This is a genomic window from Okeania sp. SIO2B3, from assembly GCF_010672525.1.
Taxonomy (GTDB): domain Bacteria; phylum Cyanobacteriota; class Cyanobacteriia; order Cyanobacteriales; family Microcoleaceae; genus Okeania.
Genome location: NZ_JAAHGH010000039.1, coordinates 44,745 through 64,053, shown reverse-complemented (window position 1 = coordinate 64,053; position 19,309 = coordinate 44,745). Strand labels below are relative to the sequence as shown.

Sequence of the window (19,309 nt, the reverse complement as noted above, 5' to 3'; positions counted from 1 at the left end):
TACTCTGACTAAATTAGGTCAAATAACAAAAATTCGTTAATTTACCTTCAAGGATAATTGATAAATTTGGCCGAAATCCTGACTATTTTTCCAAAATTTTCCTGTTATACCCATCTATCTATCTCCTTCTCTGTTTTTCGCGAGAATGAAACAGCCCTGCCCCTTTTAGAGGGAGGCTTCAAACCCAATTTTTCGGTGAATAATGTTCCATTGATGAGCTGCGGATGTGCCTAATAATATTTATTTGAATCAATGTTTGTTTTTTCATTTTTGATTTGGTTGATAATATTTTTTTTTGGAGGTTTAAATTATATGTAGTTATAGGTTTCTGTTTTTGGTTTTAATATTTTAAACTTTACCGTTTTTATCTGATTGTTAAATGGAGAAATTTTTCTGAGTTGGTTAACGAGGTTTCAATATTTTTAGGGGTTTTTTTCAATTTTGTGATATTCTATACTTGTGATATAGTTGGAGCATTCTATATCTTGATTGAGTTTTAAGGCTGTTAATTCCTATTCTGCTGTTGTCTTGCCCGATCTTTGTCTGAATTTTCTTTGCTCAAAATGACTAATTTTTCTTTGGTCGTTTTTTGTTGCTTTGACAAAAGATTGTTTGTGTGATATACAAAGGGAGTTTTTTCAGTTTTCGTATATTTTTTGTGTTGAATAAAAAGTCTAGTACATAGGCGAGTTACCCATCTTGAGATTAATTTATCACAGTTGGTTTGAAATGGCAATCCTAATTCTACTTTCGGTGTCGCTTTTTTCGGGAGTTCTTTAGAGAATGCCTTGGTTTGAGTTGTCTGGGAGTTCTCTGGGAGGCGATCGCTTGATTTTTTTTTACTTTCAACTTTCATGTTTTTCTAGTTGAATAAAAAATCTAGCGTAGTAGCGAACACTCCCTAATGACATTATACTATCAGAGTTTGTTTGAGGATGCAAGCCTATTTTCTTTCCGGCCTCACTTCGTTTTTTTGGAGCTTTATAGAATGAAAATGTTGTTCCTGGGGTTAAGGGGGTTTTGATGAGAAAGGCGATCGCTCTATGGGTTTAGCGATCGCCTAAATTAGTATTTGCTATGTATAGTCTCTTTGCTTAAGTCCTGTCAAAATTAATCAAATTGACAATTATGAGAGTCTTTCTAACTTTATTGCTCTTTGTCAAGAGATTAAAATTATGGTTCTTCAGTACTTAAATAGCCTGCTATTGACGAGTGTAGATGTCTAATTTGTTAACAGTTATGGTTTCATCCACAGGTCCACCATTCTTGAGAATAGAGATGGAAAGTGAATCTAGGTTAAACTTATCCCCAAGCTTTTCATTTTGCCGATCTACCTTGATTGCTAATATCAAATAGAAATGTTTTTGAGGTCGGGCGATTGCTCTCCAAGACAAAGAAACTCATAGTCCCCAGAAAGTAGGTATCAATATCAGCTTTCCACAGTGGGTACTGGCTCCATAGCGAACATGGGGACTACATTTTAGGAGGGGTGTATCATCAGCAACTGCTTCCCCTATAAATGTGCTTACAGACAAAAATATGCCCACTAAGGACACAATAAATGCCTTGCGTAGGAATAGGAAAAAATACTTCATAGTGATGTGCCTTTAATCAAAATTAATCAAATTGACAACTATTACAGACCGTCAAACTTTATTGAACTTTGTCAATAGATTAACCAATATTCTGCACTTCAAAATGTATGACAAAGTTGGTTTGAAAATCCAAGCTCATCTTCCTTTCTGCGCGGGCAAAATTTTTTCGAGCTTTAGAAGAAGATGAAATATTTTGCTGTAGTTTAGTAACCACGGTTTTGCGAGGTAGTGAAGCTCAACCTACTGCTAATTTTTGTCTTGATTTTTTCAGAAATTGAAAAGAATCAGACAACCTTTCAACAAACCTACTAAGCAGAACAAACTTCCCCTAGGTTTCATAAATTTCAAATTAAGTACAAATGAGAATTTACTGCTTGACATAGGGGGAGAGTTCATCCCACAAATCAGGAAAATTAGCTTTAAAATAATCGGGTGTAGCTATTTCCATATCTTGATATTCAAAGCCTGGACTAACAGCTTCTTCAAGTAAACCAAATTCACCCTCTTCAAGTATTGCTGCTTTCCAACAATCTTTTGGTACTAATAGTTGAGGAACATGACCTTTAGTAACATCAAACCCAAGTTTAAATTTTGACAATTTTCCGTTTAGCTCAAGAACTAAATAACTCACAGGAGAACCACCATGAAAATAATGAATAACATCTGATTTATTCTTATGGAAGTGGTCAACTGGACGGTCATCAGTGAGCAGATAATAAATGGAAGTAAGTAACTTTCTTTCACTTCCTTCTCTATCAGTATTTATATTTAAATCAGAACGATAGATTTCTTAAAAATAACCTCCTTCCATTTGTTTAACTAAAGATAATTTATCAATTATATCTTGCTTATTCATAAATAATTCAACCTCTGAAAGTAATATAAATAAAATTACAGCGGTTTTCATTTAAGTAGACTACAAAGTTATTTTGGGTTAGGGAGTAGGCAGTAGGAAAATGCTTTAGTCACTTTACTCTATCTATATGAAAACTGCTATAAGTAGACTACAAAATTATTTTGGGTTAGGGAGTAGGCAGTAGGTGGCCACTGTACCCCATATATATGAAAAGCACTATAAGTAAGTATTTCTTTGAGGCACACAGAGAGTTAGTAATATCAAATAATTTTGGTAAATTTTTACTATTATAGCAGTACCTTCTTTAGGGTTTGACAATAAATTTGAGGGAAAAGGTAGTAGGGAGTAGAGAATCAGAAATAGAAGAATTTCTGTGGCCTATTTGCGTAGTGCTATATTATAATTTCCGATCAGCACTTCCAACAAAGACAAGTTATTTCCCGATTTTCATTTTGGTTTGAACAATAGGTAAAGTTATCAGTTTTTGATTCTCTAATTTCCCTTTATCTTAAGGAGAAGTCCTCATAAGTGAATTAATTAGGGCTTGCTGATTAAATCTAAAAGTATTTACAGATAAAGATTTTAGCCTTTTTGGGGCTTTGAAAAAGTGCCTGGTTTTCAGTTCTTCACGCTCAAAAAAGAGCGTATTTTAGACGCATAGTTGGGCAGAAAAATCATTCTTACAAAACGCCCGCTCCTACCTCCTCGCTCACGACCCATTTCTCCTGTCTCCTGTCTCCTACCCTCACCCATAAGACTAGTGAAGCGCAAACCCTAATTAAAACTACTATGCTCAAAGTCAAAAGAATATTTGATATTATGTCCGCTGGTATTTTTTGTGTAAACCCAAGGGTGAATATCTACAGAAAATTTAAGTTTTTTCGGACTTTTAAGTCTTCTGTTCTAGATAAATAAAGCCTTCTTCCCTCTTTCCTATTCCTTCTTCCTTACCTTTACAATATCGATACTACCGGACTTGATATGACAAAATACTTGAGTAGTTATATTTAGAGATACTTAGACAGATCGCTACAACTTCTTTTTTTGGAAAAATATTCTGACCAAAACCCCTACTTATTGATCATATTAAAAGTTCTATGAAGCGACTAATTGTCCATAGGGAAGGGGAGAATTATCTTTTTCACCCCCAATTTCAAACCAGTAGTGTATATGAGCTTCGACAAACTCCTCACGACTGATGGAACCTGAGCCATCTGAGTCGATACTGTCGAAAGCTTGGTCAGCATTGTCAGGCTTTTCTTCTCCAGTGTATATTGCAAGGTACTTTCGGTACTCTTCGCGAGATATTTCCCCAGAATGATCGGTGTCAATTATATCGAAGAAAAGCTCGTTTTTATGTCTGCCTACTTCATATATTTTATCTGGTGATTCAGCTAATGATAATGATACGGTATTTGCAACATTAGTAATCAAATCTTCTTCGCTAATTTGAGTGTTACTATCAACTGGTCCTCCTCCAGCCATAAAATATTGAAACAGAGAATGACACATCTGGCGAATTTCTTCATTCTTTGATGAATCATTTTGAAGTTGAATTAAACGATTTGCAATTTCTTCAAAGTCGGAGAGGGTTAAAACCCCGTTTTTATCGACATCCATAAGTTTGAAGTAAGTCTTCATTCTGGCGCGCCAAACAGGGGATGACAAAAATTTTTCTGGAGACATTTTTACTGATAAGTCAAGAAAACTATATGAATGTCTTGATATTATCATTATCTATGCAGAAGTAAGAAGTAAGAAGTAAGAAGTAAGAAGTAAGAAGGAAGAAGGAAAAGTATTACGTTGTCTTAGTTTTAAACTTTTTAACTGCCCTAACCTTTCTTGAGACTGCTATAATTGCTCATTAGCTAATTAGTCTCCATAAAAAGCTTAAATCTACATTCCCCACTCGTAAGCATTTCCTGCGGAATGCTGGGCAAACAGCTATTAGTATTTCGTACGAAATGCTCCGCAAACAACTTTTGAATTTAATAACTTACTAAGGTTAGCTGAAGACATTTTTTTTATAAGTTTTAATTTTCCTTGGAGACTAATTCCTCTTTTGAACTGATAATGAGCTAATAACTCATAGCTGATAGCTGACGGCTGTTTGCGCAGCATTCCGGAGGAAATGCTTACCCCCACTCTAAAACGTAATATAAAAAATGGAGAAAATAATTAAGTCCTGATGCTTAATATTTTCCTGATAATTTTAATTTGAGAAAGGTCAATGAAGATAATTGATGGGGATATATAAATCTTCACTTCTCTGCCATTTTGTCTAATTTTTCTCTTACAGATAACTGAAATCCTGACTTTAAAACAAAGATAAATCCTAACCCTGATAATATACAAACTACTATTGCTGGTTTCATAAATCCTCCTACCAATAAAACTGAAGCTGAGAGGAAAGTAAAACCAGAAAAACAAGTATAAATCAAAATTTTTAAAGCTAAATTAATTCGTTTTAATAATCGGTCATTTTCAATAGAGCGGACTCTAAATTGAATCTCACCATCTTCAATTTTCGTTTCTAATTGACGGATTAAAATTTCACTTTTACTAGGTTGCTGTAACTTATACTTAATAAAATCTCTTGTCTGTTTTGCCAATTCGCCTACAACTCTACCTCTACCTTGAGCAACAGTAATACTTTTGACAAAAGGTTGAGCGCAAGTAACCAAACTATACTCAGGATCGAGTTCTCTGGCAATACCATCTAAAGTAGATATAGACTTCAGAATAAAAATCATTTGGGAAGGTAATCTAAATGGTTGCTGCTCAAATAATACATAAAGTTCTTCCTTAATTTCATCAAAATTATAAAAATCTACAGGTTTATCTGTAAAATTTTCCAATAGAAAATTCACTAATCTTTTTACAGGCATAATATCAGGCATTGGTTCAATTAAACCAATATTAATCAAAGTATTAAGCACCTGGTCAACATCTTTTCTGAGAATAGCAAAAAACGTTTTAATCATCTGGTCTTTCGTCAATGACTTTACCTCAGCCATCATGCCAAAATCATAAAAAATAACACCACCATTTAAACTAACAGCTAAATTTCCTGGATGAGGATCTGCTTGAAAAAAACCATCTAATAATAATTGCTTTAAATAACAACAAACTCCTATTTGATTAATCCCTTTTGGATTAATATTACAAGCTTCTAGTCGTACTTTGTCGTTAATTTTAATTCCCGGTAAATACTCAAGAGTAATAACTTTTTCCGTAGTATAAGTCCAATAAACAAAAGGTACAATTATTTCCGGATAATCTTTAAAATTTTCCCGAAAACGGTCAGCATTTTTACCCTCATTTACATAATCAATTTCTTGATAGAGAATTTTAAAAAAATCATAATAAATAGCATCTAATTCATACCTTTTAGCCCAGGCAAAATACTTTTGACAAAAACGGATAACATTTTTGACCACCTTTACGTCCAAGTCAAATAAAGATTTTAATCCAGGGCGCTGTACCTTAACTACAACTTCCTCACCTGTTTGTAATTGGGCTTTATGCACTTGTCCAAGACTAGCCGCAGCAATGGGACGTTCTTGAAAATCTCGATAGAGAGAATAAAGAGAGTTGCCAAGCTCTGACTCAATAATAGCGATCACTTCTGTCGTTTCAAAAGGAGGCACTCGATCTTGTAATTTTTCTAACTCCTCCACATATTCTTTCGGTAATATGTCAGCGCGCGTGGATAAAGACTGACCTATTTTGATAAAAGTTGGGCCTAAATCTAGCATAGTTCTCACCAACCACTGAGCACGAAGCCTTCTCACAGAGGCAGACTTATTTTGAAATAAATTGTCCCACCATAAAAAGAAAAAAAATTTTCCGACGGCACTAAAAACATCTATTTTTCTGGTCAGAGGAGAATATTGAGTGCGTTGCCAACGAAGGGACTTAGAGGCATCTTGAGTGAGCATACTATAAAGTTATGTAAATCTATCCACCGTCCATTGATTGTAACTGGGAAACGAAAATTCAGGAAGATGGGTAAATTAATGCCAATTTCACCTATAGCGCTATGCGCCAGGAAGTAGGGGAGTAGGGGAGTAGAGGAGTGTGGCAGGGTCTATTTATTGTCACGCTTAGAAAAATTGATGGGGGGATGGGGTGATGGGGGGATGGGGTGATGGGAGATGGAGATATTTGTATATTTGCACAATTAAATGTACTTCATACTTAATATTCTCCCCAGGCAATGAATTAGTCCTGGGGGAGTAGGGGAGTAGAGGAGTAGGGGAGTGGGGGAGTAGGGGAGATTAAATATTGAAGTAATTATAGAATTATCAACATATACTATATAACTGGATTTTATATCATATTCAAATTCAATAGCATTGGTATAATTAGATTCATAGTGTGGAGACCCACCCCTAACCCAACTCACCCCTGCCCCTCCCAGGAGGGGAAAATCGAGAAAGGTTTGGCAATGGCACGTCGGTTGGAACATTTTTTGATATCTAACCCGAGCAGATTTGATATCAAAAGTAAGGAGTCAGGAGTTAAAAGATAAGGTGTCGGATTATTTTTTGAATTTGTTAAAAAAAAGATAAAAATAATACAGAAATAATTTGACATCCTCCCGACGCTGCTCTAGGAGACAGCGCGAGATTCCCTAATATCACTAATAGGGGCTTTCTGCTGCCTCTTGACAGAGGAGCTGCGCTAACATAGCACCCGCCTTCCGGGATTTACTCCCTTCGGGTCTAAAGGCGCGCTCCACAGACTGACACTGCCTGCCCGGCAGCCAAAATATTTATACTTGCATTGATATCTCGATCGTGGTGAGCTGTACATTCTGGACAATTCCACTCTCTAATATCTAGAGGTAGTTTATCTACCACATACCCGCAATTAGAACAACGCTTAGAACTGGGAAAATATCTATCAATTTTGATTAACTCTCGGCCGTACCATTCTGCTTTGTATTCTAATTGTCGTACTAATTCACCCCAGTTCGCATCACTACCCACCCCTCTTGCTCCCCTCCCGGGAGGGGATGGGGGTGGGTTATGATTCTTGACCATGTTTTTTACTGCCAAGTCCTCAACTACAATAGTTTGATTTTCTCTAATTAGTTGAGTGGTTAGTTTATGGGTATAGTCAAGCCTTGAATCTTTGATTTTTGCGTGAATACGAGCTAGCTTAAGTCTAGCTTTTTGATAATTATTAGAGCATGAATGTTTTTCTAGATAGAGACTTTTGAGATAATCTGAGTTTCTTATACAGTTTATTAAAATACTTAGGGTTGTTGACTTTTTGATAAATGAAATAATATAAATAATTTCTTATTTTTTATTAGCTTCTTGTTTAGCTATATCGCTGTATTTTTGGTAAAGTTCAGCCCTATTTACTGCTACATCATAGCGTGAATAACCTGGAGAAACAGAGGCCATTAATTGTGATGCCTGTTGCCATTTGGAGGCGATCGCCGTCCACTCCTCCTGAGACTGAGCTGTTTTACCATCAGCAGCAGCTTCTTGAGCAAGCCGTACCGCTTGAGCAAAAGCTTCTTTCGACTCAGCTATAGTATCCTCTAAATTTTTAATAGTGGGGTCGGGAGACTGTAAGTTTGTATTTTCTATAGTTGATATTCTATCTAACCTAGAAAAGTTTAGCCATTTATTAACTTGGATGCCCAAAACTAGCATCAACAGACTTAGAAAAAAACCACCCATCATACCCAGTTGAAATTGATTTTGCTTTTGCATTTGAGCGCGTTCGAGACTTGTAGATAGAGATATGGGAATTGATTTAGGCTTATTTGCCTGAAAATGACGTGCTATTTGTTTAAAAATATTGGGCCTAGCCAAAGTAATTTGTTGAGACCAGAGCAACTTATCTTTTGGGTCTTTAGTAATTTCATCAAGCCATAGTAATTGCTGTTCTTGGACAATCCTACTATTAATATTTACTTTTCGGATATTACGAGGTGAGATATCTTCAAGAGTATGCTTAACTTGCTGTACAAGGTTAGACTGTTCCAACTGTTCAATCTGGGATGCTTCGCATAAAAGCTGTAAAACACCATCAGAGAATATAGCTCTAATTCTTACATCTAATGTAGCAAGCTGTTGATTAAGAACTTGAATAATAGCTGCCACACTTCCTTGACGTGCCTGTATAAATATATCGTTAATTTGATCTGTCATTGGTAGTTACTGCAATTGATTTAATAGTTAACTCAGATAGTTAAATATAATTTTTAATTTGTCTAAACCTTCTTGGTAAGACTTCACAATTATTACCCAAAATAAAGCAATAAAATCGAATCAAATATAAATAGCTTTATATCTTTTTCTGAAGATGTAGATAGGGAAAGAGTTAGAATTTTTTACCGAATAATTAATCATTAATCATTATTAATTAAATAATTTAGCTTACTCTGCCTCCCCTTGGCTGCGCCGCGAGCTGTCGCTCTACAAGGGGAAAATAAAGAAACAATATTTCCTTATCTTCAATCCTCTCGGTCTTAACCAGAGGTAATTATCCATTATCCATTATCAATTAATGAAAGATATTCCTTGCATAATTTAATTCCCACTATAAAACCTTGGCTGTACCGATCGACTGGCCGTTTCATTAATATGAGTAGCTTCTAATTAAAAGTAGAGTTGTACAATACACTTCCTATTCCTAATATCAAGAAAAATTAAATCTGTTCTCATCCTTTTTTTTCTCTTTTCTGTTCTACTTTTCCGGCAACTATAGTGAAGTCTAGTAATTCTGCAAGAGGTCTACGGTATTAGCTACTTAAAGTTAAAAGTCCGATATTAAAATTTGCGACATAGAAGGTTCAACAATTAATAATTAATTAATTATTAATTGTTGAAAAAGTCTTTTAGTAGGAGTAGGAGACAGGAGACAGGAGACAGGAGACAGGAGACAGGAGACAGGAGACAGGAGACAGGAGACAGGAGACAACCCACCCCTAACCCCTCCCAGGAGGGGAGAAATGGCTTGGGAGCGAGGAAGTAGGAGTAACAATTGTAAGAATGATTTTTGTGCCCAACTATGAGCCTAAAATACACTCCATTCATGAGCGTTTTAGACGGAAAACCAGGCATTTTTCAAGGCCCCAAAAAGGCACTTGTCTTTATATGTCAATGCTTTTAGATTTAATCAGCAGAGCAATAATTAACAATTACCTCTCCTTGAAAACAGATAGGATTGACGGTAAGTTTGGATAAGTTCAGTAGAACGGAAAACAGGAAATTGATTATGGCCCAATCCCTAAGTGGCAAGATATTTGTAGTAGATGACAATATTGATACCGACCAAATTATTCCCGCCGAGTACCTGACTTTGGTTCCTTCCAAGCCAGATGAATATGAAAAGTTAGGCAGTTATGCTCTATGTGGGTTACCCGATCGCTACGGTAAGTTTATCTCACCGGGAGAAATGAAAACCCATTATCCAATAATTGTGGCTGGAGAAAACTTTGGTTGTGGTTCTTCGCGAGAACACGCACCCATCGCCTTGGGTGCTGCTGGTGTCCAAGCAGTAGTTTCTCAATCTTATGCTCGCATCTTTTTTCGTAATTGTTCGGCAACCGGGGAGTTATATCCTTGGGAGTCTGTAGATCGCCTATGTGAGTTATTTGAAACTGGTCAGGAAGTTACTATTGATTTTGAAGAAAATCAGTTAACTAATCATACTCTTGGTAAGACTTATCAGTTGAAGTCTTTGGGAGAAGTAAAACCTGTCATTGATGCTGGTGGTCTTTTTGCCTATGCACGTCAAACAGGTATGATTTCCCAAAAGCCAAGTTAAATTTTTATTTTCAATGGGAGAGAAATTAATCTCTCCTTTTTACTGTTCAATTTTTCGATAATTTTCAATGGAGGCTCAATCTTTAGAAGTACCAGCATAAAATTAATTATTTTATATAATATAATTGGTAATTTCTTTAATTTATGGTTGGAGTTGGAGAAATTATGATGATCTAACGACTTGGGTTGAAGTTAATCTGATTAATTATGAGTTGTAGAATTAATATTAAAGCCGATTATAATTACTGATATTTCTCGTCTTAAGTTAGTAGATCGTTACACATTTTTAGTATGGTAGACCAATCGTTGATCTTTTTCATCTCAGCAAAAACATTTTTGAAATATAACACTACACAAATAAAGCTAGATAGACACTATACTAGACAGTTCTATAATCAGAAAATAGATATGGAAATGAAGTTTTGGGTAGCCTATTGTTCTACTTCCTTCCTGGTGTAAGATTACCTATAAGTTCTACATTCTTTATGCCAATTATATGTCCAAATGATTAAAGGCCATCCATGAGCGTCTCTATATCCCATAGAACTACAAAAATTTCTAGCTTTTTGATAATAACCTTTATTTGTAACTAAATTATAAAATTTAGTTGAATAATTTGACTGTTGAGAATCTAAATCTAAATTACAACCAACCCAAGGAACATAATATGCATAAATAGAGCTACAGCCAATAGTTTCAAAATCTACATCACCCATTGAACAAAAAAAAGACCATTTTTGAGTTTTTCCAAAGTTTGAATCACCGGGTATCTCATAATATGTTTCCATTGGATGAAAATGTGGTTTACAAATTTCAGTCCATCCTTCTTTTACTTTAATCTTGTAGAAAAGGTAAAAGAAGGATAAATAAAATAACAACAGATGAGTTGCAATATTGAAGATCAATCCATTAATTTTGCATAAATTCCTGTAAACCACGAGTCATCATCTCAACTATTCCCTCTTGGTTATTCAGTTCAGTTTTGGCCTCATTTTCTATACGCTCCACTACATCACCTGGAAGATTCAGTAATTGCTTTAAATTTTCATAAGCAACTTCCTCATCTTCATTAATATTAGGTTCTTCAGGAGTACGAGCACTACAAGCAATTACTTCGTAACCCAACTTTAGCACCAGTTCCCGTTCTTGTTGGGATTCTAATTTAGGAATTGACTCTCCTAATGGGATATTTTGCATGAAATAATCCCTTAATTCTTCCTGAAGTTGTTGCTGTCGATCTCCTGTAGCAAAAAGACTACTGAATCGATTTAACATTAAGTCCACTTCTTCTTGCGCCAGTTGTCCATCAGACCATGCCATATAAGCAACAATCCGCAACAAATTCATCTGGCGTGGAGTAATAGATGGAGGTGGAGGTGGTTGCACTGCCATAGATTTTTCCTCAATTTTTGGCTATTTATAGCTAAAGTTCTAACCTATCATCAACTCAGCAATTATTATCCAATCGTTGACAATTTTTAACTGAATCTGCGAAAAGTCCCACCATGCGATTGGCCTTCATACATTGATAACGAGGCCAACAACAGCAATTATCCAAACTTAAAAAGCGTCGGGAGGAAGTACGCAGCGCCTGTTTTAACGGCTGGTTGAATAACGACACGCGGGTAATAAAGCGAAGTAAAAATCTGCTATACTAGCGGAATAAGGAACAAGGTTTGTCGCCATGACATGACCGCGCTTTGCGGTGAAATTCCGGTGGACAGGAGACGGGGAATTAACTTCCTACGACGGCTGTTAGCTCCGCATTCGGCACCGAAAAGCAAGTAGACAGCTAGAGCAGCGAGAAGATTGCTCCAACCAGCGCGAGTAAAACCACTCGTGAAAGCTAACAAAAAAAAAAGTAAACTCACAGCTAGATTTCGATCTATGCCGAGGAGTTTAGGAGTCTGCCCTTCAGGCTTTAAGTAAATGTGGATTTATCCCATTTGCGGTGGATTTGCCACAGAATTCAGGGTGTTTCAACCCCTGGAGATGTCAATTGATACTATGGTATGGTTAATTAATGTGACTTGATCTCAGTAGGTTTCGTTAGACTTGAGGAGGGTAAACCCAACAAGATGTATTGAGATGAAATACTAAAATTCTTGCCACATATCCTCAACCTTTTTCATAGAGGAGCTAGAGGTTAGGAAAAGAATGTGATCATCTTCTTTTTATTATATCTTACAGCGCTTTTCAAGTTGATGAACCACATCTTCACAAACAAAACCTTGTAGGGACGTTCCATGGAACCTCCTGTGGTCTACCAAAATGAAAACCGCTGTATGATTTTTATCATCAGGGCTTACGCACGAGGCACGAAAAAGTTGCATTTGAGATTGCTTCGGGTGTCGGTCGCAATGACGGAAACTACCTTCTACTGCGTAAGTCCTAAATCATGCCAGAAACTCTCCTACTGTTACCAATTTATTTTTATTTGCTCTTTGCTCAAAAATGTAATTTTTTGCCATTTTCTGTTTCTGAAATGTATAGCAGTAGAAGGAAAGGGTGCGGACATATCAAAAGCTTACAGCGCTTTTCAAGTTGATGAACTACATCGCCACAACCAAAACCTTGTAGGGATGTTCCATGGAACGTCCTTACTGTGGTCTACCGTGCAGGAAAACCTCTGTAAAACTCAGGCAATACAAGATTTTTCCTTCTCTGGTAGATAACTAAACGTCTTCTTCCTTGTGCTATAAATGCTAAAATCACTATCTGATTTGCTTTTCTGAGCTATTCATAGCAGGCGAAAGAATTAATTATATCATGTCCGGTTGAATACTTATAAATAAATGACGGAGTCCTCAGGAGTCAGTCCTCAGGAGTCAGGAGGGAAGAAAGAAGAAGAAAGAAGCAAGAAGAAAGAATAAAGAGGAGGAAAAGTAGAAAGTTTTTTGATCACTAATTATCCGGACATGATATTAAGCTCTCAATTGATCGTGAATTTTACGGAGGGAAATGTTTTTCCCACTGTTGCCTTTTCCCTGCTATAGCAATTATTTGATTTTAGTGATTATATTAGTCATTAAAATTTTCTTCTTCCGGCTGAATATCAATTGTGATCTATATCATTAGTTCGTCAACATAAGTATCACTAACCAAACTTAATTTTATCACTAATCAAACTTAATTTTATCACTAAATTATACTTATGGAAATCACTTACTAACTACATAAAAATATCAGATAATTACCTTGTATTTCAAATTAGCAACATAGGAAAAAATCATGGCTCTCTTAATCCGTCCTTTAGGTTATTTTAACAAAAAAAAGAGTTCTCTGCTACAACAGAAGTTGAAACAAATTCTAGCTAATAGCTCAGAGCATTGCTGTGTAGTAGACCTTGCGACTATCCATTCCATTAATAATTATGGATTAGTGACTTTGGTAACATTACATCGTATAGCAAAGAAAAATGGTTGTAACTTATATCTAATAAATTTGAACGATCCAGTTAAATATTATCTAGAACTTACTGGACTAGACAGAAAATTTAATATTAAGCAGAATGTGAAAAATGTTAACTATAGCCAGGTAGTAAACTAACTGTTTGTTCTCATATTATCAATCCGTGCAAGCACTTATTTGATGATTTAAAACTGACAACTCAACACAAAGGAAGGATTATATACTGTATATAAGTAGGAAAACTTCATAGAATGTCACTCTTGTATTATCGGAGGAATTTTTTCCCTAACTATACAACAAGATTTCAGACCGGGGAGTTCAAACAAGAATAGATTGATTGTTTGTATAATCCCTAGTAATTAATACCAATTATCAAAAGTATTGCTATACCTGATTTCCTGATGATGGGTATAATAAATACTAACACCTCAAATTATATGCGCAGGATATACTGCTTCATAAAACCGATATAAAACGTCATAATTAGTGACATTTTAATGTTTACTTCCTGCTTCCACCGGAACTGTCAGCAGCACTCCGTCCACAGGCATCAACGGTCAAGCCAACCGCATTTCTCAAAAAGTATACTTAAATACGTATTATATCATTATTCTCTGATTAAGTCAATGCTCCTGAATGGATTTGACTGATTGCTTCTTCACCGAAAAATTTGGGTAGTTACGCCTCCTCTTTATAAGAGGATAAAAAAAGAAGATTCCATATTTCAAGCCTCCTTATTGCAGAGGTACTGATAACTGTTAGCGTAGCTCCGACCCTAGCAGGCTAACTGAGAACTGAAATAACTACTGACTACTGTATGTGATGGCTACACTTAGCTGGAATAAGAGTAGTGAAATGATCGTAAAATTAGTACAACTATATTTACATGATCAATCAGAACTTATATCATGTCTGGTTGAATAGACATCTCCAAAAATTAAAAATAGAATCAATTATTATCTATAAATTATCAATTCCTTCTCCCTGTTCCCTATTCCCTATTCCCTATTCCCTATTTTCTTATTAATATAAAAGTCATAACTAACGCCGTAGTCTGACAGAAGGTATCCCAAGCTTTAACAAAATTATGCTTGAGTAAGTAATTGTCTATTTCTTCAGGTTTAATTTAATTAATCCTCGGTCACAACCAACTGAGACCGAGACTTTATGACAGCTAGTTTTCTAGAAACTAGACCGTTTACGACCGACAATGGCTAAATATTCTAGAGGGCGTCCGTCCGTATAAAATCGGTGTCGGTAGGGGTGCATCTGCATAATCTCAAAAATGGCTTGATCTTCTACCCAAGAGTGCTGCTGCCGAAACCCAGTCTCAGTATGATCTTCCCAGAAATACTGGGCTACATTGAAGGCAATAAATCCATTAGGGGCAACCTGATTATAAACTACACTTAAAGCATCAGCAGGAACATGACCCTGACTGAGAGCTGAACAACAAATCAGGCAGTTAAACCCTCGAAGATTTAATGCCTGCTTAGTCATTTGCGTTAATTTGGTCAAGTCCTCAGCATAGTAGTTCTCATAAACTCCAGGATACTGCCTTTGAGCTGCTTGTGCTGCTTCAGGAACAATATCAATTCCCACAATTGATTTCACGCCTAAGTCGGCTAGAGTTTTGCCAACCAAACCAGTTCCTGCACCGATATCTAGGACTACCATGTCTTCAACGGTGCCGCCTGCTTGGGTAAATTGTTCAACCAATAAAGATGTCAGGACAGTATGGGATTTGCTGTCCAACTTTTCCATCAGATGCTCATAGAGATAGGGAATTTGGTACACCTCAATATAATCATGTAACCGCAGTTTGCGTTTTGTTCCATTTTGCTTAAACCAAAAGTATTCTTCATGGATGGGTAAGTTGCGAACACTGTCGATTTCTGGTAGTTGTATCTCAAAATTCATTTTCTGCATATCTGTTTCTAGTTTCCATAAGTTAGTTACGAAAAAGTTGTTCACTTTTCCATCAGAACAAATTGACTTGATCGTTCTATCTTGATATACCACATCAACCCGATCATTGTGAATAGCAAAATTGGTAAAACTGTGATTATATCAGTTTCAGAGTTAGTGAGGTACAAAGTTTTATCACTTTAGTCAATAGGGAAGATAGATTAGTCTTCAACTGTACCTCACCATCTGGGCAAAGTGCTGTAGGCGTTGGTAAAGCGCGTGTATGATATTAATCCTAACTCTTTAGGAGTCAGGAGTCAGGAGTTAACCCACCCCTAACCCCTCCCAACCCACCCCTAACCCCTCCCAGGAGGGGAGGGGAAGTCAGGAGGGAAGAAAGAAAAAGAAACCCAGACTAGAAGGAGAAAGTTTTTTGGTCGCGTAAAGGTCACGGAGTTCTATCGCACTCTTATCTGGACATGGTATCATACCTCAAATTACCAACGCCGTGCTGTAAACTCATAAGCTCTGCCATAGATAACAAAGCGTTCTGGACTCCTTTAATAACGCTATTTAATCTTTTTTAAGGCTTTGTCTATATCTTCGATCGCTAGGTCACTATTTTCATAACCGATACTCAATCTAACCAAGCTGTCAGTAATTCCAATCTCTTGTTTTTCAGCGGGGGAGAGATGGTAGTAAGTAAAGACACTGCATTGTTCTACCATAGCATGACTAGAGCCAAAGTTGGTTCCCATAAAAGGAACTTGTAGAGCATCCACAAATTCTGAAGTTACTTCTTGAGATGCGTCTAGCTCAAAGGATACTACTCCTCCATGTCCGGTTAAATATTTTTTGGCTAGAGAGGAGTGAGGATGACTTTCAAGACCAGTATAAAAAACTTTTTTCACCAGGGGTTGCTCTTGTAGATATTTGGCGATTTTCATTCCAGCTTCATTGAAATGTCTCATTCTAATTTCCAGGGTATCCAAACTTCTGTTCAACAGAAAAGTAGTATGGGGGTCGGCAATGCCTCCCATAATATTTCGGTAATTCCTAATTTGTTCGATTAGTTCTCGCGATCCGGCTACACTTCCCCCTAAAGTATCGCCATGGCCTCCAATATACTTGCTACAACTATGAATGGTCAAATCTGCCCCAAACCTTTGGGGTTGAAAGTTACATGGTGTTGAAAGCGTACTATCTACAATCAATAATGTATTAGGGCTAATCTCACTTTTGATTTTAGCTAGATCCATCAAATATAAATGTGGGTTTGATGGCATTTCGACAAACAAAATTTTGGCCTTACTGTGATATTTCTGTAGAAAATCATCGCTATCTGTTGGGTCTATAGGTATTGTTTTTACTCCCCATTTAGGCAAAACTTGATTAAAAAACTTTCTAATGTTTCTATAACATTTGCCAGTGTAAATTAATAGATCGTTCTGTTCAATAAAACTACATACAGTTGTGACTATCGCATTCATACCTGATGAAAACATTAGAGCGCTCTCATAATTATCCAGAGCAGCCATTTTGCTTTCAAATTCTAACCAATTTGGATTATCATATCTTCCATATCGTCCTAGACTTACTTCATCTTCGTGATACTTGATGACCTGTTCTGTATTTTCAAAAAAATAGGCTGCATTCTGATATATGGGTGTAATACAACTGTTCGTGTAAGTCACTTTTTTTTGTTTCGACACTGTTTTCTCCATAAATAAAAAACATTTCTTGCCCAGAAAAACCCATAGCTTGGCAGCCAATATCCTAATTTGAGGATATTTAAATTTAGTTCCCGCGCTCTTGAGTTAGCTTTGAGATATATTGCCTAGCTTTTTGCCAATGATGGCTACATAGTAAAGAGACCGTCCATCTAGATAAAATCTATGTTGATAGTCATGGGTCTGAGCAATTTCAAAAACGTTCTTTTCTCCTACCCAAGGATGCCACGCTAAAAAGGAAGTTTCGCTTTTGTCTTCCCAGCGTTCTTTCTGTACATTAAAGGCAACCCAACTATTGGGGGCGATCGCGTTAAATGCTTTAGCCCAAGCTTGGGCAGGAATATGATTAAACCCAAGAGCAGAACCGCAAACAATACAGTTAAAACCTCTAGTGCTTAAGGTCTCTCGTGTTGCTTCACTTAAATTCGTCAGGTCTTCAATGTAATAATTCTCGTAAACTCCTGGATACTCTCTTTTTGCTGCTTCTGCTGCTTCTGGAACAATGTCCATTCCAGTGATTGATTTGACTCCCAAATCTGTTAGAGCTTTGCCTACCATTCCGCTCCCCGCTCCAACTTCTAGCACTACTAAATCTTCAACATTGCCGCCATTTTGGATAACTTGATTTATCAGTAAAGAAGAAAGGACGCTATGGGATTTCTCTTGTAATTTTCCCATTATATATTCGTACAAATGTGGAACGCTGTAAAGTTCTTGATAGTCGTGTAATTTCACCTTACGTTCCTTTCCATTTTGGCTTAACCAAAAGAATTCTTCCTGAATTACTAGGTTGTTAATTTCTTCTGGGATTCGGACTTCAAAATCAAGGTCTTTCATCTGTTTTTTACCTTATTATTTAATTGACAAAGAACTGGTAAAATTGGGAAATTTCAGGCAATTATTTCCAGAGTATTTACAATTAGATTTAGGGTGATAATTACCTAATATTAACTGCCCATAGTGAGCAGATTTAAGAAAGGTGAATACTCTATTTTCCCTGAGAAATAATATTGGCCTCACATCTTAGATTGAGCTAACTTGTGGCAGATAGTTAAATTACTATTTGCCTTCTAGAGTACAGAGTATTTTGCAATTTAGAGGCAGATGTTGGGGAAGTTTAGCATCTTGACGGCTAACTTGGCTGACATTGTACATATATAAAGGTGTCCCGTATTATTCTGACACTTTGTATTTCATTATGAGATGAGATTATCCATCAAACTTTACTCCTATTGAAATTATACTTTTTCAAGTATCAATTAGACTTAAATTTTACACTAACCAAAACTATCTAGTCAATACTTCAGAAAAACTTAGTGGGCTACTCTTACCTAATTTTGTATACAATTTAGACTAAGACGCATACTTATCAACAAATCCTTGTAAACCTGAATTATAACCTTGTCCAACAGCTTGGAACCTCCAATCATTATCTTTGCGATAAAGTCTGCCAAATTCCAGAGCTGTTTCTCGTGAAAAATCTTCTTCTAATTCATATTTAGCTACTTCTTCTTCGGTGGTCATATCATAGATTCTAATAAAAGAATTTCTAACTTGTCCAAAGTTTTGTCTCCTGGCATCTGCTTCATGGATAGTCACTACAAAAATTATTTCTTGAATGGTTGGATCTACTTTTGTTAAATCAATTTCTATTAGTTCATCATCCCCAGAACCTTCTCCTGTTCTACTATCTCCTGAATGTTTAACTGAACTATCTGGTGATATGAGGTTATTGTAGAAAACAAAGTATTTTTCTGTCGGAATTTTTCCATTAGCAGCCAACATAAATATAGAGGCATCTAAGTCAAAGTCTGCCCCTGTATCTGTAGTATTTACATCCCATCCTAAGCCAATACCTGCTTGCTTCAAATTGGGAGATTCTTTGGAAAGATTTACTCTTTCACCTTTGCTGAGATTAATAGACATAATTTACCTCTTGCATAATTTTATTGGCTAATTTTTATTATACAGGAATCTTCAAGAATTAATAATTCAGAATTTAGAATTACTTCTTCT

General features: G+C 36.2%; 16 protein-coding genes. 2 read left to right on the top strand and 14 right to left on the bottom strand.

What is annotated here, in order from left to right; translation table 11 throughout:
* Positions 1-505 precede the first annotated feature (505 nt).
* The 8 genes from F6K15_RS22120 to F6K15_RS22085 form a co-directional block, all read right to left on the bottom strand.
* Entirely contained in the window at positions 506-856 is a 351-nt protein-coding gene (locus tag F6K15_RS22120) for a hypothetical protein (protein WP_293064373.1), read from the bottom strand.
* A gap of 346 nt (positions 857-1,202) precedes the next feature.
* Positions 1,203-1,394 carry a hypothetical protein gene (locus F6K15_RS22115; protein WP_293064370.1) on the bottom strand — a complete coding sequence of 64 codons (192 nt, stop codon included), beginning with the start codon at positions 1,392-1,394 and terminating at the stop codon, positions 1,203-1,205.
* A 280-nt stretch (positions 1,395-1,674) separates the two neighbouring features.
* The gene (locus tag F6K15_RS22110) at positions 1,675-1,809 is read right to left on the bottom strand and encodes a hypothetical protein (RefSeq protein ID WP_293064367.1); all 135 of its coding nucleotides are present in this window, start codon (positions 1,807-1,809) and stop codon (positions 1,675-1,677) included.
* 153 nt (positions 1,810-1,962) lie between these two features.
* Positions 1,963-2,382 (bottom strand): cupin domain-containing protein, encoded by a 420-nt coding sequence (locus F6K15_RS22105; protein WP_293064381.1) that lies wholly within the window; start codon positions 2,380-2,382, stop codon positions 1,963-1,965.
* Between the two features lie 1,164 nt (positions 2,383-3,546).
* Entirely contained in the window at positions 3,547-4,137 is a 591-nt protein-coding gene (locus F6K15_RS22100; RefSeq protein WP_293064364.1) for an EF-hand domain-containing protein, read from the bottom strand.
* Positions 4,138-4,712: 575 nt separating this feature from the next.
* Positions 4,713-6,392: an AarF/ABC1/UbiB kinase family protein gene (locus tag F6K15_RS22095; protein ID WP_293064361.1), complete on the bottom strand. Its 1,680-nt coding sequence runs from the start codon at positions 6,390-6,392 to the stop codon at positions 4,713-4,715.
* A 786-nt stretch (positions 6,393-7,178) separates the two neighbouring features.
* Positions 7,179-7,595: an RNA-guided endonuclease TnpB family protein gene (locus F6K15_RS22090; protein WP_363268474.1), complete on the bottom strand. Its 417-nt coding sequence runs from the start codon at positions 7,593-7,595 to the stop codon at positions 7,179-7,181.
* A gap of 165 nt (positions 7,596-7,760) precedes the next feature.
* Positions 7,761-8,624 (bottom strand): hypothetical protein, encoded by an 864-nt coding sequence (locus tag F6K15_RS22085; RefSeq protein ID WP_293064359.1) that lies wholly within the window; start codon positions 8,622-8,624, stop codon positions 7,761-7,763.
* A 1,069-nt stretch (positions 8,625-9,693) separates the two neighbouring features.
* Here F6K15_RS22085 and F6K15_RS22080 point away from each other — a divergent pair.
* Positions 9,694-10,245, top strand: coding sequence for a 3-isopropylmalate dehydratase (locus F6K15_RS22080; protein WP_293064356.1), 552 nt, complete (start codon positions 9,694-9,696; stop codon positions 10,243-10,245).
* Positions 10,246-10,705: 460 nt separating this feature from the next.
* Here F6K15_RS22080 and F6K15_RS22075 read toward each other — a convergent pair whose 3' ends face one another.
* Both F6K15_RS22075 and F6K15_RS22070 read right to left on the bottom strand, forming a co-directional pair.
* Positions 10,706-11,122: a hypothetical protein gene (locus F6K15_RS22075; RefSeq protein WP_293064353.1), complete on the bottom strand. Its 417-nt coding sequence runs from the start codon at positions 11,120-11,122 to the stop codon at positions 10,706-10,708.
* Between the two features lie 31 nt (positions 11,123-11,153).
* The gene (locus tag F6K15_RS22070) at positions 11,154-11,636 is read right to left on the bottom strand and encodes a TerB family tellurite resistance protein (protein ID WP_293064351.1); all 483 of its coding nucleotides are present in this window, start codon (positions 11,634-11,636) and stop codon (positions 11,154-11,156) included.
* Positions 11,637-13,475: 1,839 nt separating this feature from the next.
* Here F6K15_RS22070 and F6K15_RS22065 point away from each other — a divergent pair.
* Positions 13,476-13,793 carry an STAS domain-containing protein gene (locus F6K15_RS22065; protein ID WP_293064348.1) on the top strand — a complete coding sequence of 106 codons (318 nt, stop codon included), beginning with the start codon at positions 13,476-13,478 and terminating at the stop codon, positions 13,791-13,793.
* 1,044 nt (positions 13,794-14,837) lie between these two features.
* Here the strand turns inward: F6K15_RS22065 and F6K15_RS22060 are convergent.
* The 4 genes from F6K15_RS22060 to F6K15_RS22045 all read right to left on the bottom strand — a co-directional run bounded on the left by F6K15_RS22060 (position 14,838) and on the right by F6K15_RS22045 (position 19,219).
* A complete protein-coding gene (locus tag F6K15_RS22060; protein ID WP_293064345.1) occupies positions 14,838-15,629 on the bottom strand; it encodes a class I SAM-dependent methyltransferase in 792 nt (263 codons plus the stop codon).
* Positions 15,630-16,132: 503 nt separating this feature from the next.
* Positions 16,133-17,275, bottom strand: coding sequence for an aminotransferase class I/II-fold pyridoxal phosphate-dependent enzyme (locus F6K15_RS22055; RefSeq protein WP_293064343.1), 1,143 nt, complete (start codon positions 17,273-17,275; stop codon positions 16,133-16,135).
* 105 nt (positions 17,276-17,380) lie between these two features.
* A complete protein-coding gene (locus tag F6K15_RS22050; protein WP_293064341.1) occupies positions 17,381-18,130 on the bottom strand; it encodes a class I SAM-dependent methyltransferase in 750 nt (249 codons plus the stop codon).
* A 516-nt stretch (positions 18,131-18,646) separates the two neighbouring features.
* On the bottom strand, positions 18,647-19,219 hold the full coding sequence (locus tag F6K15_RS22045; RefSeq protein WP_293064338.1) for a TerD family protein: 573 nt from the start codon (positions 19,217-19,219) through the stop codon (positions 18,647-18,649).
* Positions 19,220-19,309: the final 90 nt, after the last annotated feature.

Coding starts and splice junctions, on each gene's coding strand:
- F6K15_RS22120 (WP_293064373.1), bottom strand. CDS start 856: ATGAAAGTTGAAAGTAAAAAAAAATCAAGCGATCGCCTCCCAGAGAAC.
- F6K15_RS22100 (WP_293064364.1), bottom strand. CDS start 4,137: ATGTCTCCAGAAAAATTTTTGTCATCCCCTGTTTGGCGCGCCAGAATG.
- F6K15_RS22095 (WP_293064361.1), bottom strand. CDS start 6,392: ATGCTCACTCAAGATGCCTCTAAGTCCCTTCGTTGGCAACGCACTCAA.
- F6K15_RS22085 (WP_293064359.1), bottom strand. CDS start 8,624: ATGACAGATCAAATTAACGATATATTTATACAGGCACGTCAAGGAAGT.
- F6K15_RS22080 (WP_293064356.1), top strand. CDS start 9,694: ATGGCCCAATCCCTAAGTGGCAAGATATTTGTAGTAGATGACAATATT.
- F6K15_RS22070 (WP_293064351.1), bottom strand. CDS start 11,636: ATGGCAGTGCAACCACCTCCACCTCCATCTATTACTCCACGCCAGATG.
- F6K15_RS22065 (WP_293064348.1), top strand. CDS start 13,476: ATGGCTCTCTTAATCCGTCCTTTAGGTTATTTTAACAAAAAAAAGAGT.
- F6K15_RS22050 (WP_293064341.1), bottom strand. CDS start 18,130: ATGAAAGACCTTGATTTTGAAGTCCGAATCCCAGAAGAAATTAACAAC.
- F6K15_RS22045 (WP_293064338.1), bottom strand. CDS start 19,219: ATGTCTATTAATCTCAGCAAAGGTGAAAGAGTAAATCTTTCCAAAGAA.